A 14,811-nucleotide genomic window follows, 5' to 3' on the forward strand; every position below is an offset into this window, starting at 1 on the left:
ATTTGCCTGTTACTGGTCTTCTGATTGGTGGGTATATGGCTTTTTTGCCTTTTCTGCAGTTGATTTAGCTAGGTATAGTCGGTTTTCTGACAGAAAAATGTAACAAGTTTGCTTTATGGTGTTGTGCTGCCGGTAAGGTATTGTCCCTATATTGATATGGGTCATTCAAAAAATCCCCCCTTGAGCGCATTATTAGCCAAGCCCTCAGTGGGTCTGGCTGTAACAACAACTATAAAGAGGCAGGGACATGCTTGCGAAATCACTTTCTGATTTGACTGAGGTCTTCCTTAACACAGATGATCTTATTATTTCTAAAACAGACCTTAAGGGCCGAATTACCTACGCCAACCGGACATTTATGCGTATTGCCGGCTTTGATGAAGAAGATCTGTTGCATCAACCTCACAATATGATTCGTCACCCCGATATGCCCAAAGGTATTTTTAAATTCCTTTGGCAGGAATTGCGCCAGGGGCATGAGTTCTTTGGTTTTGTTAAGAACTATACTGCTGATCACGGCTTTTACTGGGTGTTTGCTAATATTACACCGGACTTTGATGCGGCCGGTCATGTTCAGGGGTATTTCTCTGTCAGGAGACGTCCGAGTTCAGATGCGATTAAAACCATTGAGCCCATTTATCAGAAAATGATTGATATAGAGCATCGATACAGCAGGGCTAATGCTTGTACCCACTCTCTGGCCTTCCTTGAGCAGCTGTTAGAAAGTCAACAGGTTTCCTATGAGCGCTTTGTTATGCAGTTACAGGCTTCGTAGCAATGGGAGTGGGTTAAGATGGCGCATCTGGTTTTTATTCTCTGTTCGTTGATCCCTTCTCTGTTGTTGGTGATATCACTTATTTGGGGTGATTTTACTGTTGAATTAGGTGCCATGGTTATCTTTTTTTACGCCACGCTCATCTGGTATCTGCGACGGAATAAGCGCAATCGAAAAACATTGGAGTCACTTTCTCAGGTTCTGAATCATGCGGCTTCAGGCGAGCTGCATCATCGGGCAACTCATACCCGGGGTTACGGTGTTGCCGCTGAATTGGCTTGGGCTGTTAATGAGCTGTTGGATGTTGTTGAAACGTATTTCAAGGAAGTTAAACTTTGTTTTGTACGGGTTAACAGGCAGGATTTTTCCCGGGAGGCAAAGTCTACTGGATTACCCGGTGATTTTTCTGAATCACTCAAGTCAATCAATCAGGCCATTCTTGCGATCAAAGAGAACCTGGACTTTACTGAGCAAAACGCACTGACCTCACAGATTCATGATATTAACCTGCAATCTTTGCGTAAGGATTTGCTGCAGAGTGAGTCCGATATTCGTTCTATTCAGAACGATATTACAGATGTTGACTGTATTGCTAAAGAGAACAGTAAGGTTGCTAAAAGCAGTAGTGGCGCTATCAGAAAAATGAGTGAGAACCTGCACCAGTCAACAGAACAGATTAAGCAGCTTCAGAAACAGGCGGAGTCACTTAATAATGTAAGTGATGAAGTGGCTCGCGCCCTTAACCTTATTAGTGATATTGCGGATCAAACAAACCTGCTGGCCCTGAATGCATCTGTGGAAGCGGCAAGGGCCGGGCAGTCTGGTAGGGGGTTTGCTGTTGTTGCTGATGAGGTTAAGAAGCTATCTAATCGAACTAAAGATACAGCGACAGAAGTCTATTCTGCCCTAAGCGCCCTTAACGAACAGGTTGCGGCCATTAGTGATGCCACACAAAGCAGCAATGCTTTGAGTCTGGCAGTAACTGATCAGCTTGATGATTTTCTGCAACTGTTCCATGCCTTAGAAACCAGCTCTGTCCAGACGTCCGAAAAAGTAATTTTTGTTGCCGGGCATGCTGAATCAGCGGTTGAACGCATCGCTCAGGTTATTCTTAAGCAAAATATTTATGCTTGTCTTGAGGAGATTATTACGTCCGGTGATAAAGAGGGACAACCTGTCGACGTGCGGTTGACGGGTATCCAGAGTAAAGCCGGAAAACCTGATGATCCTTGTTTTGAACTCGTCAGGCTAGTCGATATGTACCGGAGAGGAGAGTGCGCTGGAGATCAGCTGATACTAAGCCTGAAGGCGGTGGAGCAAAACTCAGCGTGCTAATAGGGCTATGCCTTAAAAATCAAAGCCCTGTCCCTTCCGCTTTTCTTTGCCTGATACATGGTCTTATCCGCAGCGTCCATTAAGTGCTCCGCAGACGAGAATTCATGTTGACCAGGCGTGAAGGTTGCGATTCCAATGGATGCCGAGATTGGTAGTTTAACACTCTGGGAAACTTGGAGAGGGTTCTTCCGGAGAATGTTTCTGATTTTTGTAGCAATAGCCATGGCGCGATCTGCAGCCATTCCCGGCATAATGATAACGAACTCTTCTCCACCATAACGCCCCACGTAGCAGCCTTTTCCCGAGGCTTTTACCAGTGTTTTAGCAAATTGTTTCAGAGCTATATCGCCAGACTGGTGCCCATATCTGTCATTAACCTGCTTGAAGTGATCAATATCAAGAAACATTACTGATAGTGGACAGCTATTGTCAGATGAATGCCTGAAGGCTCGATCCGAAATAATCTCAATATAGGCACGATTAAAGACATTGGTGAGAATATCTTTTTTAAGCTGTTCTTTGAGTTGTTCTTCACTGGCTTTGGTTTCGGAGGCATCTTTCCGGGCCTTGTCAAGATCGCCTATAAGCTTCATGTTACGGTCAACAAGTATTTGTTTTGCGTCTTCAATAAGGCGGCTGATAGAGAAAGGTGTTTTAACATCAGTTGCAAAAATTTCATTGAGCACGGGAAGCTGGCTTGATACCTCATCTACAATTGCACTGATTTCTTTGGTAGAAAATAGTCGGCATTTATTGTTTTTCTTAATCAGATGGCCCATGGCAAGTGAAGGCTCTTTATGTACCCAAAGCTCGGCGAAGTCACCGGAGAAAATAACGATTTGCTCATCAATATGTGTGTCTTTGTTGATGGCGTTGTGGCTATTTCTCACTAAATTGACATAAAAATCGGGCATACCCCAATTAGCAAGTAGCCAAGCCCCCAGTTTTGCGTGATCGGTAGAAAACTCTTTCTGCTCAAACTTAACCAGCTCTGAGTGCTCCTTCGCACTATGGAAAAGAACCCCGTAGCGCTCTGCTTCAATCTCATTAAAAGCCAGCATGCCAATATCCTGGATCAGGCCTGCAAGGAAGAAACGTTCCGGCTTTACCTGTCCCATTTTAGACGCCAGAACACGCCCCAGAACCCCGGAAACGAGTGCCCGCCGCCAAAAAAGCTGATGATCCATGGTGTTGATCTGCTTGTCGTACATCGCTTTAGCAAAGGAGAAGCTAAGTGCCAGCGTCATCGTCATATCGAGGCCGATACGTGTGATAGCATCTTTGACAGAGTTGATTGTCATGGCACCCATATTGGCTGCCGAATTTGAAAGGGCCACTACCTTGGCGGCTAAGGCTGGGTCTTTTTCAAGAATACTGGCTATCAATGCAGAATCACTGTCATTGCACTTAGCATGCTCAATAACCTGATATGCAACAGCCGGCAAAGAAGGAAGTGACTGACAGTTCTCTAATTTTTCTAGTATAACCGGATCCATCAGGCGCTCCCACCAAGCTTAAACTAATTCACTCTATAGATTAGTAGGAAAAGCCATGAGGGTAAATCAGAATATAAAAAATACACTACCTTTTCCCTTTTGAATCATTATGCTAGTAAGTTGCCAGCCTGAATAGATTTGCCCTGACGCAGATCAGAGACCTTTGAGAGCTTCTATGTGTTTGTGGGTTGCTGAACCCAAAGCGCTAAGGCTATAACCGCCCTCAAGAACTGAAACAATTCTTCCGTCGGAGTATGTTCTTGCGACATCCATAATCATTTTTGTCACCCAGAAAAAATCATCATCTACGAGGTTGATTTCACCGATAGGGTCATCTTTATGGGCGTCAAAGCCTGCTGAGATAAAAATCATTTCCGGGCGGTGTATCTGCAGTGCAGGTAACCAACTTGCTTCAACCAGCTTACGGAATTCCGGGCCATTGCAGCCAGCATTAAGGGGAGTATTAATAATGTTATCCCACTCAGAATCCACAAATCGCCACGGAAAAAACGGATGCTGGAAGCTTGAGCAAACAAGGACATCAGGATCGTTTTTGTAGATGTCCACTGTGCCATTCCCATGGTGGACATCAAAATCGATAACAGCAATTCGCTTGATGCCAAAATTCTGGCGGGCGTGCTCCACACCGATGGCAACATTATTAAGAAAACAAAAACCCATACTTTCAACCCGTTCAGCATGATGACCGGGTGGGCGGACAGCACAAAAAACATTGTCGGCCTGATTTTTAAGCACCTGCTCTGTACCGCGGACAACAGCACCTGCAGCCATGGTGGCAGCATGCATCGTCTGGTGGTTCATAAGAGTGTCGTCATCAATCTGAACTAAAGGTGCATTTTCTTCAGGTTGACTCAGCTCAAGGGATAGCACATGAGCTTTAGGATGCACACGTATAATCTGTTCTTCTGTTGCAGGTCGGGCATTATAATGCTGCAATTCTTGGGCAAGTGCGCTACGTTCAAGTTGCTGATTGATCGATGAAATACGATGCGGACTTTCCGGATGCCATGGCCCCATATCGTGAAGCATGCATTCTGAGTGACTGATGTATGATGTGATCATTTAAACTCTCCCTAATTTTGCCAGTTTAATAAAGCTCGCGTATGGGAGATACTGGCATATAGTCGATAGTGCAACGCAGCATCCAGTACAAGAGCGGAGTGATTTTTGTGGGTACTCGTTTTTTAAAATATTTTTTTGAGCCAAAATCCATAGCTGTATTCGGAGCATCTGAAAAAGAGTTCAGTATGGGAGGCCAGGTTATCCGGAACCTTCAGGATGGACAGTTTCCGGGTAAAATTTTTGCTGTTAATACCAAGGGGTATGACCAGGTTTTTGGGGAGACGTGTTATCCCTGCGCTGAAGCACTGGAGGAGACCCCTGAGCTGGCTGTTATCTGCTCCCCGCCGAATGTTGTTCCCGATCTTGTTGGACGGCTGGGGCATCTCGGGGTTAAAGCCGCACTGGTTCTGACCGGAGGGCTTTCCAGAACAAATAGTGCTCAGGGCCTTGTTGACCCCAGTCATCAGTCACTAAAGGATGATATGTTAGCCGCTGCCCGTGAGTCCAGAATCAGGATTATGGGCCCTGAGTGCCTGGGGGTCTTAGTCCCTGGCAGAAAGCTGAATGCAAGCTATTCATCCGGTAATGTTAAACCCGGAAAAGTTGCATATATTGGCCAGTCCGGAATGCTTGGAAATGCCATGATTGACTGGGCTAATGGTCGGGGTATTGGTTTTTCCCATGTGGTAACGCTAGGGGATAGTGCTGATGTGATGATTGCTGATGTTATCGACTATATCAACCGTTACAGCCATGCTCAGGCCATTCTGCTGCATCTTGAATATATCAGTGATTCCCGCCATCTTATGACGGCAATTCGTGAAGCATCCCGTAACAAGCTGGTGCTGGCAATCAAAAGTGGGCGCATCGTGTCTTCATACGGTGGTCCTGTTCAGAGTACACCGGGTTTGGTGAACCGCGATCAGATATATACTGCAGCCCTTAACCGAGCGGGTGTGGTTCGCGTCAATGATGTGGAAGAACTTTTTGATGCCCTGGAGTCTCTTTCCCGAATTAAGCCCGTTCTGGGGGATCGGTTGGCAATTGTTAGTAATGGTATTGGCCCCAGTATTTTGGCCGCTGATAAATTGCTGCTATCAGGTGGCAAGCTCGTTAAGCTTACAGAAGAAACCCGGTCTAAATTAAATGAGTGTCTCCCGTCAGGCTGGTCTGACGCTAATCCGATTGATATCGGTGGTGATGCGATGCCTGAGCGTTTTGTCAGGGCGTTAGAGGTTTTATCTAATGCTCCTGAGGTTGACGCGGTATTAGCGATCCATGCGCCAACACGCCTTGCCCCAAGCGCTGAAACTGCAAATGCTGTTATCAACAGTCGTGGGAAATTCCGAAAGAGTGTTTTGACTTGCTGGATGGGTATGGAGGAAGCAAGGCCAGCACGGAAAGAGTTTAATCTGGCGGGTGTGCCGACCTATAGCTCGCCTGAACATGCGGTTCAGGCTTTTATGCATATGGTTAACTACCGTCGCAGTCAGGCGTTGTTGCAGGAGGCTCCACCGAGTATTCCCCATGAAACACCTTACGAAGTGCGCAGAAGCGCCCGAAAACTGATATCCAGAGCTCGTAAAGAAGGGCGGATGGCTCTGACGCATCAGGAAAGTACCCAGGTCTTAGCGGCCTATAATATCCCTGTGACGCAAAGCTGGTATGCCAAAGATGAAAATGCAGCAGCGATCATTGCCAGTCAGCAGAATCAGCCTCTCGCTGTGAAAATTGTCCATGAAACCAACTGCAAGCCTTTCGTGTACCGGAAGCATCCCCATAAAGTGTCTGCTGGTCTGATGCAGGATATACAAACGCCGGATGCGATGCGTAGGGCTGTTATCGGCCTCAGAGATAAGGTCAATGAAAAGTTTCCGGACAGTACAATCTATGAGTACTGCATTCAGCCGATGCACCGTGGTAAACATTCGATGTTGTTAAATATGGGGATTACACGGGACCCTGTCTTTGGCCCTGTCATCCTGTTTGGCATTGGAGGCTACAAGGAGAACGTGCTGGCAGACCGGCATGTAGCCTTACCACCATTGAATATGACGCTGGCCAATGAGCTGATCAAACGCTCTCATGCCTACCGGCTCATTAAAGAACACAGTGATAATCCTGCAGAGGATATTGAGTCTATTTCAGAAGTTCTGGTGAAGCTCAGCCAGCTGGCGGCAGATATCCCGGAACTTCAGGGGCTGGAGATCAACCCGTTGATTATCAATCGTGATGAAATGTTGGTGGTTGATGTAAAAATTGATCTTGGAGAGCCCAGTTACCACGCCATCATGCCTTATCCCGAAGAGTTGCGGGAAACTGTGACACTTAAAACCGGAAGGGTGGTTGAGGTGAGGCCGATCAGGGGAGAGGATGCAGCCGCATTGTCTCAGTTCCATAGTCAGCTAAGCGAGCAGAGCATCCGATTCCGCTATTTCCACAATAAAGCAGAGCTTAGTAAGCGTGATTTAGCTAACCTGACCATTATTAACTATGACCGGCAGATGGCTTTTATCGCCGAGGAAATTAAAGAGAATGATGAGCGTGAGATTCTTGGTGTTGTCAGGGTCTGGACTGATCCCGATAATATCCGCACTGAATTTTCAGTCCTGATTCGGGATGATCTTCAGGGGGAAGGTTTGGGAGCTTTACTGATGCATAAAATGATTAAGTACTCCCGAAGTGTTGGTACATTGGAAATGATCGGAAAAATCCTGGTTGAAAATCATCCGATGCGTGGCCTGATGAAATACCTTGGCTTCCAGTGCCAGTATAATGTTGATGAGCAAGTGATTGATGCTGTTATGCCGCTGAATGAGCCCCAGAGTGAATGGCAGCGACACCGGCTGGAAAACAACAGCGGACTATAGTCATCGCATTTTTGGGAAGCTCTTGAACAACCAAAAGAGGTAGCCGCTGTATTGCTACCTCTTTTTGCGTTTACATCTCGTTATCTAGGGTGATAACCGTTCTATATTCCATTTGCCCCCGCCAATAACATAGCGGAAGCGGTCGTGCAGCCTGCTGGGCTGTCCCTGCCAAAACTCAAAAAGGTCGGGAACGATACGATAGCCACCCCAGTGAGGTGGACGTGGGATAGGTTCATCACCGGCGAACTGTTCACTAAATTGGTCGCACCGCTGTGATAGCCAGTCCCTGTCTGGAATCACCGCGCTTTGCTTGGATACCCAGGCACCGATCTGACTTTCCCTTGGGCGGCTATGAAAATAGTCTTCAGATTGCTTTGGAGAAACTCGCTCAACCACCCCGTCAATACGAACCTGACGTTGCTTTTCACCCCACCAGAAAACAACTGACGCAAAAGGGTTGCCAGCAAGGTGCATTCCTTTTTCACTTTGGTAGTTGGTGTAAAAGGTCAGGCCGCGGGAGTCCAGGCCTTTAAGTAAAACAATTCTGGAGGCAGGACGGTTTTCCGGTGAAATGGTGGACAATGTCATAGCATTTGGGTCAAAGGGCTCGCTTTCCACGGCCTGATCAAACCACTGCCTGAATTGATCGAAAGGGTTTTCAGCCAAGGCTGTTTCAGTCAGAGCCTCCTGATCGAAAACCCGGCGCAGAGAGGAAATGTCCTGATTCATAAGGTAAATATCTCTTTGTCTCAAGGTGTGCTGTTCATCATAAACCCAGTTCGCACACCCGCCAACCAGAAGCAGAGCCGAAGGCTAAAAAATACTTAAAATACTGACCTAAAGCTGTAAAAAGTTTTTTATTCCCGAGAAAACAATCTGGGCTGCCATGGCACTGAGGATCAGACCTGTCATCTTACTGAGAATATTTAAACCCGTTTTACCCAGAATGCGCTCAATTTGACTGGATAAGTAGAGTAGGCCACCGAGGGAGAGAAGCGCTACCATAAGTGCGCTAACGCCAATCAGCGTTTCTGTGGTGGTTTTGAGTTCTGCACCATAGACTAAAGTTGCGCCGATAGTGGCAGGGCCAACAATGGTTGGTATAGCCAGAGGAACGACAGATATATCGTCACTATTTTGCTCTGGCACCCCGGTTGCGTGGTTGCGAACACCATCTTTAACAAGACTGACAGCTGAAAGAAACAGAAGGCAGCCGGCACCAATACGAAATGAGTCAAGCGTTATCCCAAGAACCTGAAATAAAGTTGTGCCAAAAAAGAACAGAGTCAGGCAAATCACAGCTGCCGACAGAATTGCACGGTTAATGGTGGTTCTTTTTTCCTGTTGACTGTTGCCTCTGGTTAAAGACAGGAACATAGAGACCACGAAAAAAGGTGCAAAGAGAAAGAAAAATTGAATGAAGGTAGAAATAAACAGAGCCATGCGGTAAACAGCCTTATTGAAAGTGGTTGCGACTGGGATTGTGCTTTAGGTTATTATAAATCCACTTTCCGGATCTTGTTGGATAGTTTTGATTTTTACTTCGGAAATCAGGTATAAAATTTGTAAACAAAGGGACGTGCAGTGCTTTTTAGCAATAATTGTCACTGGGCGGTAAAGTATTTTTTTACGTTGCCGATATGGCATAAGCTACTGAAAAGTCAGTTGTATGGGCTACTAATCAAACATTCACTGAGTTATGCTTTTGTTTAACTTTGTTGAAATGTCACAAATAAGGTTGGGTCAATGGATTTCGCCACGCTTCTTGGGCTAGTTACAGGTGTTGCATTTGTTGGTTTGGGTATTGCTCAGGGCGACGACCCCAGCATCTTTATCAACATCCCTGGTATTTTTATTGTAGTGGGTGGCACTATCTCGGTCACTTTAGTTAAGTACCGAATTGCCAGTTTCTTTTCCGGCCTCAAAGAAGGCTTCTCAGTTGCTTTTCTGGAAAGTAACGATAATCCGCGAGAGATTATTCAGCTTGCCAATCATCTGGCAAAAATCGCCCGTCGAAATGGTCTTTTAGGCTTGGAAGATGAGCCTATTGAGAACCCTTTCTTCGCGAAGGGCATTCAGCTTTGTGTGGATGGACATCCCCCTGAATTTATTCAGAAAGTTCTCATGAATGAGATGAGTATGTCTATTGACCGTAAGCAGTTGGGTGAAAAGATTTTCCGTAATATGGCAAGTTCTGCTCCGGCTTTCGGCATGATAGGTACGCTGGTTGGTTTGGTTCAGATGCTAAACAACCTGGATGACCCTTCTAAGCTGGGTCCGGGTATGGCTGTTGCGCTTTTAACGACCTTGTATGGTTCTCTGATTGCTCAGTTGGTTATGATGCCTCTGGCTGACAAACTGGCTCTTAAAGGTGCCGAGCTTGAGTCCAACATGTCTCTGATTACTGAGTCAGTACTGGGGATTCAGGAAGGGCTTAACCCAACAGTTATGGACGAGCTTCTGGAAACTTATCTGCCTGAATATCTGCGTTCTGGCATGTCAATGTCTGAAGAAATTTAGAACAGGGTATCCGCAGCGAGACGCGAGGGATATTTGAGGTGATGCATATCAATACTAAAAAGCGCAGGAAGGCAAAGAACGAAGAAGTCCCTGAATGGATGGTGACTTTTGCCGATATGATGACGCTTCTGCTGACCTTTTTTGTTTTGATTCTGTCGTTTTCTACGACAGATGTTGAACGTTATAAGAGCATTGCAGAGGCTATGCAGAGCTCCTTTGGGCTTCAGGAGCTTAACCCGCTCAGTATCATTCCAGCTGATAATCCGCCAAAGAATGAGAATATTATTGAGCCGCTTAAGCCCCAGCCTTCAACTGAGGCTGAAGATGCTGATATAGAGAATCAGCTGGAAAGCATCGGAAACCGGCTGGAAACGAATTTTACTGATGAGATTGAGAAAGGTGTCATCATTGTTGAGCGCGATGAGGATCACATTATTATTCGTTTCCCGGATGAGTCTGCGTTTACATCCGGCAGTGACTATCTGGAGCCTGCAGTTGTCCCTGTTCTTCAGAAAGTTGGGCAGCTGATCTCTGAGTACGACATGTTCACTATTGTGGGCGGGCATACTGATGATCAGCCGATCAATACAGACCGCTTCCGCTCAAATTGGGATCTCTCAGCTGCCCGTGCAGTATCTGTTGCCCATGAGTTAACATGGCTGACGGATCTTGAAGAGGAATTTCTCTATGTGGTAGGTAATGCGGATGCACGTCCTCTGGTTCCTAATACCAGTCAGGAAAACCGTATCAAAAACCGCCGTGTTGAGATTTTGCTTATTGAGCGTCCCGATAATACTGAGCGTGATGTTTACCAAGGTATTCAGCAGAGCCCACTTTTAAGGTAAGCCGTTTGTCTGCTGCTGGGTTAAACTAAAAAAGGTGCCGGAAAGGGCACCTTTTTTATGGCCTGTTGAAGGGCCAAAAAAAACCTCGCCGAAGCGAGGTTTTTAAAGTAGCCGGTTTAATTCCAGCGCTCTGCAAACAGAGGCTGAGGTTTATCCAATGCTGCCTGGTAGGCGCCAGAGAAAGGCTTAAGGCCCTGTAGTGCCTCTTCAATAGATTTATCTTCCCGAACAGCAAAGCTGTTAAAACCACAACGGGTCATATAGAAGAGCTGATCCTGTAGCACATCGCCTATGGCACGCAGTTCGCCATTATAGTTAAACCGCTCGCGTAGCTGTCGGGCCAACGTGTACCCACGGCCATCGGTGAAAGCGGGGAAGTCGATCGCAATGACAGGTAGCCCTGTCAGCTTTTCAGCCTGCTCATCAAAGACAGTATCATTAGGAATCCAGACGGCTACAGCTTCGAATGCTCCGGCATCAAAATCACCTGACAGCCACAGCGGATAAGGAAGCAGAACCTTGCCAGAAACCGGTAGTTCTGCCTCAGGATCGACTTTAACCCAGTTATCCTCAACGATGGCCTGATTCAGAATAATCTTAGGCATAAACACGCTCCTTAAATTTCGCTTGACCAAGACGATGATAAGCCTCTACAAAGGACTCGCCCTCGATGCGGTTCTCGACGTAAACCCCCATGATAGCCTCAATGGCATCCGGGATTCGGTCCTGTTTCACTGCAGGGCCAAGGATCTTGCCAATGTTAGCATCGCTGCCTGATCGACCACCCAGAGAAACCTGGTAGAACTCTTCACCTTTACGGTCAACACCCAAAAGGCCAATATTACCAATATGGTGGTGGCCACAGGCATTCATACAACCAGAAAAATTGAATTCGATGTCGCCAAGATCATAGAGATGATCAAGGTCCTCAAATCGGCGCTGGATCGCTTCGGCAACGGGAATAGATTTCGCATTTGCCAGGGCGCAAAAATCACCACCCGGGCAGCAGATCATGTCAGTGAGCTTGCCAATATTAGGTGTTGCAAGATTGTTTTCTTCCAGAACTTGCCACAATTCAAACAGGTCTGATTTCTTTACATCAGAAAGAATCAGATTCTGATGATGACTGACGCGGAGCTCACCAAAGCTGTACTTGTCCGCGAGGTCAGCCACCAGGTCCATCTGGCTATCGGTTACATCACCGGGAGCGATACCTGTTTTCTTCAGGGAGACGGTAACGGCAATATAGCCGTCTTTCTTGTGGGCTTGCGTATTATTGGTGACAAAGCGTGAGAAGGCTTTATTATTGCCACGTTGTTGTTCAAAGGAACCTTCGTCCGGTGCGTTCTCATAGGCCGGGTCGATAAAGAAACTGGCGGCTTTAGCTATGGCATTTTCTGTTAGGGTCGATGGGCCATCAACCAGGTGTGCCCACTCAGATTCAACCTTTTCCGCGAACCCTTCCACACCCAACGCTTTAACCAGAATTTTGATACGGGCTTTGTATTTGTTATCACGGCGGCCAAACTGGTTGTAAACGCGAAGTACGGCTTCTAAATACGTCAGCAAGTGCTTAGCGGGCAGGTTTTTACGCACCAGATTGCCAATCATTGGAGTTCGGCCCAAGCCACCACCAACGTAAACATCAAAAGCAAGGGAGCCATCTGCGTTCTCTACCAGCTGCAGACCAACATCATGGACTTTGATGGCGGCACGGTCTTCCTCTGTGCCACTGATTGCAATTTTGAATTTACGGGGCAGAAAAGCGAACTCAGGATGAAAGGTCGACCACTGACGTACAATTTCACACCATGGACGAGGATCTGTGATCTCATCCTGGGCTATACCGGCAAATTGGTCTGTGGTGGTGTTACGGATACAGTTACCACTGGTCTGGATCGCATGCATTTCAACTTTAGCCAGTTCTTGCAGAATATCCGGACAGTTTTCCAGTGCAGGCCAGTTGAACTGTACATTTTGGCGGGTTGTAAAGTGCGCGTAACCTTTGTCATAGGTGCGGGCTATGTACGCCAGTTTACGGAGCTGATTTGAGTTCAGCATGCCATACGGAATTGCCACGCGCAGCATAGGCGCATGACGTTGCACGTAGATGCCGTTTTGCAGGCGCAGAGGCAGGTACTCAGCCTCTTCCAGTTTGCCATCAAGATAACGCTGGGTCTGATCCCGGAACTGAACCACCCGCTCATCAACTAATTTTTGATCGTAATCGTCGTACTTATACATTTAATTTCCTACGACAGGGTTTCTGTATCAAATGTGCCAAAAGTCACGGTAAAGCGGAGTGCTTTTTTAATGAAAAACAGACACTACCCGCATGATTTGCTGCACAATAGCAGTCTTCTCTTATTCTTAAAATGAATTTATATCTATATCTTTATTTCTTTATAGAATATTAATGGCAAGGCTGTGAGATGGCAATATAAGCCTTCAGCCGCCGATAAATAGTGATGTACCATCATATTTAGCCCCTCAGAACCCGGAAGGAGGAGGGGGCGCAGAGCAGCTTAGCCAAAGTACGTAATCAACGCAGTGACCAGGCTTTTACTTTCCAGAGCCAAATAAAGCCAGCCGCATTAAGGCACCGGTAAACCAGCTGTACCCACCAGATCGCCATAAGGCCAAAACCCAGGTAGATTCCGAAAACAAAGGCAAGGGGAAGGAAGACACCCCACTGCAAGGTAACAGAAACCTGCATCACTGTTTTGCTGGCTCCTGCGCCGAGCATCGCTTGGGTCAGCACGATGGCTGAGGCGTCAATAACCATCATGATCGCTGTGAGCCGCAGTAATTCAGTGCCTAAAGCAACAGCTTGAGGCTCTATTAGGAACAGCCCGATAATCTGTTGAGCAAAAAGATTAAGGGGGAGCGCGATGATCATTAAAAGTAAGACTGCCACTTTTGCGACATCAAAACCCCAGTATTGAGCAGCTTGCTCATCGGCTTGTCCTAAAGACCGGCCCACAAGGCTGGTGGCAGCCATGCCGAGTCCTACTGCCGGAAGAATCATCAGTAGAGAGAGGTTCACCAGAACATGGCCCACTGCGATAGACAGGGGGTTGATCTGACCAATGATCCAGAACAAAACCAGATAACCAGAGGCAAAGAGCGTTTGCTGCAGGGAGTTGGGTAGGGTGCGATTAATCAGTTTACGCAGTATCTGTCTGTCTAAAGGGCTCTTGCGTAAGACGCCAAGACCCAGTTGTTGCAGGGTGTAGATGATCCAGATAATTGTGCCAATAAAGAGGGAGATGCAGGTGCCCAGGCCTGCACCTTCAACCCCCATGGCTGGCAGACCAAATTTGCCGTAAATCAAGACATAGCTGATGGCAATGTTACTCAAATGAATAAGTACGATTGTCTGGAAATAGACTTTTGAATGGTGGCGACCATTCCAGTAGCCCCGGAAAACGAGGTTGAGGGCAACAGCGACTAAACCTATTACACGCCAATCAAGGTACGGTTCAGCCAGTTCAACGACGGCACCATCATAGTTGATGTAAGACAGTACCAGCCCCGTTGATGGATAAAAAATAAGAATAAGTGGGCCGCACAGGATTATGGCTAGGATCAGCCCTGCTTTGAGGGTTTTGTTCTGAGATACAGTACATTTAGCGCCGTAATAATAGGCGGTTGTTGACTGCACCGCAGAAGAGATGCCGAGGATCAGTGCCGTGATAACAAAAGCCGTATAACCAGCGACTCCCGCGGCAGCCAGTGCGGTACTACCCAACGCCCCAACCATGGCAGAGTCCACCAGATTAATCAGGCTTTGGGATAACATGCCGCCGATCAATGGCAACGCAAGTTTTAAAATCTCACGCTGCCGTTGAAAGGCGGGGAAGGACAGTAAAGAACGCAAAGAAACG

At 46.9% G+C, this 14,811-nt stretch carries 12 protein-coding genes; 5 read left to right on the plus strand and 7 right to left on the minus strand.

Annotated elements, in window-relative coordinates:
• Positions 1-247 precede the first annotated feature (247 nt).
• Entirely contained in the window at positions 248-775 is a 528-nt protein-coding gene (locus BTA35_RS11430) for a PAS domain-containing protein (RefSeq protein WP_078319952.1), read from the plus strand.
• A gap of 18 nt (positions 776-793) precedes the next feature.
• The gene (locus BTA35_RS18720; RefSeq protein WP_078319953.1) at positions 794-2,110 is read left to right on the plus strand and encodes a methyl-accepting chemotaxis protein; all 1,317 of its coding nucleotides are present in this window, start codon (positions 794-796) and stop codon (positions 2,108-2,110) included.
• A 5-nt stretch (positions 2,111-2,115) separates the two neighbouring features.
• Here BTA35_RS18720 and BTA35_RS11440 read toward each other — a convergent pair whose 3' ends face one another.
• Both BTA35_RS11440 and BTA35_RS11445 read right to left on the minus strand, forming a co-directional pair.
• Entirely contained in the window at positions 2,116-3,606 is a 1,491-nt protein-coding gene (locus tag BTA35_RS11440) for a sensor domain-containing diguanylate cyclase (RefSeq protein WP_078319954.1), read from the minus strand.
• 153 nt (positions 3,607-3,759) lie between these two features.
• On the minus strand, positions 3,760-4,689 hold the full coding sequence (locus tag BTA35_RS11445; RefSeq protein WP_078319955.1) for a histone deacetylase family protein: 930 nt from the start codon (positions 4,687-4,689) through the stop codon (positions 3,760-3,762).
• Positions 4,690-4,796: 107 nt separating this feature from the next.
• Between BTA35_RS11445 and BTA35_RS11450 the strand changes: the two genes are divergently transcribed.
• On the plus strand, positions 4,797-7,559 hold the full coding sequence (locus BTA35_RS11450) for a bifunctional acetate--CoA ligase family protein/GNAT family N-acetyltransferase (RefSeq protein WP_078319956.1): 2,763 nt from the start codon (positions 4,797-4,799) through the stop codon (positions 7,557-7,559).
• Between the two features lie 84 nt (positions 7,560-7,643).
• Here BTA35_RS11450 and pdxH read toward each other — a convergent pair whose 3' ends face one another.
• Together pdxH and BTA35_RS11460 are read right to left on the minus strand one after the other, a co-directional pair.
• Positions 7,644-8,288 (minus strand): pyridoxamine 5'-phosphate oxidase, encoded by a 645-nt coding sequence (pdxH, locus tag BTA35_RS11455; RefSeq protein ID WP_078319957.1) that lies wholly within the window; start codon positions 8,286-8,288, stop codon positions 7,644-7,646.
• Between the two features lie 108 nt (positions 8,289-8,396).
• Positions 8,397-9,002 (minus strand): MarC family protein, encoded by a 606-nt coding sequence (locus BTA35_RS11460; protein WP_078319958.1) that lies wholly within the window; start codon positions 9,000-9,002, stop codon positions 8,397-8,399.
• Positions 9,003-9,305: 303 nt separating this feature from the next.
• Between BTA35_RS11460 and BTA35_RS11465 the strand changes: the two genes are divergently transcribed.
• Together BTA35_RS11465 and BTA35_RS11470 are read left to right on the plus strand one after the other, a co-directional pair.
• A complete protein-coding gene (locus BTA35_RS11465) occupies positions 9,306-10,079 on the plus strand; it encodes a motility protein A (protein ID WP_078319959.1) in 774 nt (257 codons plus the stop codon).
• Positions 10,080-10,120: 41 nt separating this feature from the next.
• Positions 10,121-10,924: a flagellar motor protein MotB gene (locus BTA35_RS11470; RefSeq protein ID WP_078319960.1), complete on the plus strand. Its 804-nt coding sequence runs from the start codon at positions 10,121-10,123 to the stop codon at positions 10,922-10,924.
• A 116-nt stretch (positions 10,925-11,040) separates the two neighbouring features.
• Here BTA35_RS11470 and BTA35_RS11475 read toward each other — a convergent pair whose 3' ends face one another.
• The 3 genes from BTA35_RS11475 to BTA35_RS11485 all read right to left on the minus strand — a co-directional run bounded on the left by BTA35_RS11475 (position 11,041) and on the right by BTA35_RS11485 (position 14,804).
• On the minus strand, positions 11,041-11,529 hold the full coding sequence (locus tag BTA35_RS11475; protein ID WP_078319961.1) for a DUF934 domain-containing protein: 489 nt from the start codon (positions 11,527-11,529) through the stop codon (positions 11,041-11,043).
• Positions 11,522-13,168 carry a nitrite/sulfite reductase gene (locus BTA35_RS11480; protein WP_078319962.1) on the minus strand — a complete coding sequence of 549 codons (1,647 nt, stop codon included), beginning with the start codon at positions 13,166-13,168 and terminating at the stop codon, positions 11,522-11,524. Before BTA35_RS11480 ends, BTA35_RS11475 begins: the two co-directional genes overlap by 8 nt.
• Positions 13,169-13,466: 298 nt before the next feature.
• Positions 13,467-14,804: an MATE family efflux transporter gene (locus BTA35_RS11485; RefSeq protein WP_238377573.1), complete on the minus strand. Its 1,338-nt coding sequence runs from the start codon at positions 14,802-14,804 to the stop codon at positions 13,467-13,469.
• Positions 14,805-14,811 lie beyond the last annotated feature (7 nt).

It is taken from the genome of Oceanospirillum linum, from assembly GCF_001995095.2.
GTDB lineage: Bacteria > Pseudomonadota > Gammaproteobacteria > Pseudomonadales > Halomonadaceae > Oceanospirillum > Oceanospirillum linum.

Coding starts and splice junctions, on each gene's coding strand:
- BTA35_RS11430 (WP_078319952.1), top strand. CDS start 248: ATGCTTGCGAAATCACTTTCTGATTTGACTGAGGTCTTCCTTAACACA.
- BTA35_RS18720 (WP_078319953.1), top strand. CDS start 794: ATGGCGCATCTGGTTTTTATTCTCTGTTCGTTGATCCCTTCTCTGTTG.
- BTA35_RS11440 (WP_078319954.1), bottom strand. CDS start 3,606: ATGGATCCGGTTATACTAGAAAAATTAGAGAACTGTCAGTCACTTCCT.
- BTA35_RS11445 (WP_078319955.1), bottom strand. CDS start 4,689: ATGATCACATCATACATCAGTCACTCAGAATGCATGCTTCACGATATG.
- pdxH (WP_078319957.1), bottom strand. CDS start 8,288: ATGAATCAGGACATTTCCTCTCTGCGCCGGGTTTTCGATCAGGAGGCT.
- BTA35_RS11460 (WP_078319958.1), bottom strand. CDS start 9,002: ATGGCTCTGTTTATTTCTACCTTCATTCAATTTTTCTTTCTCTTTGCA.
- BTA35_RS11465 (WP_078319959.1), top strand. CDS start 9,306: ATGGATTTCGCCACGCTTCTTGGGCTAGTTACAGGTGTTGCATTTGTT.
- BTA35_RS11470 (WP_078319960.1), top strand. CDS start 10,121: ATGCATATCAATACTAAAAAGCGCAGGAAGGCAAAGAACGAAGAAGTC.
- BTA35_RS11475 (WP_078319961.1), bottom strand. CDS start 11,529: ATGCCTAAGATTATTCTGAATCAGGCCATCGTTGAGGATAACTGGGTT.
- BTA35_RS11480 (WP_078319962.1), bottom strand. CDS start 13,168: ATGTATAAGTACGACGATTACGATCAAAAATTAGTTGATGAGCGGGTG.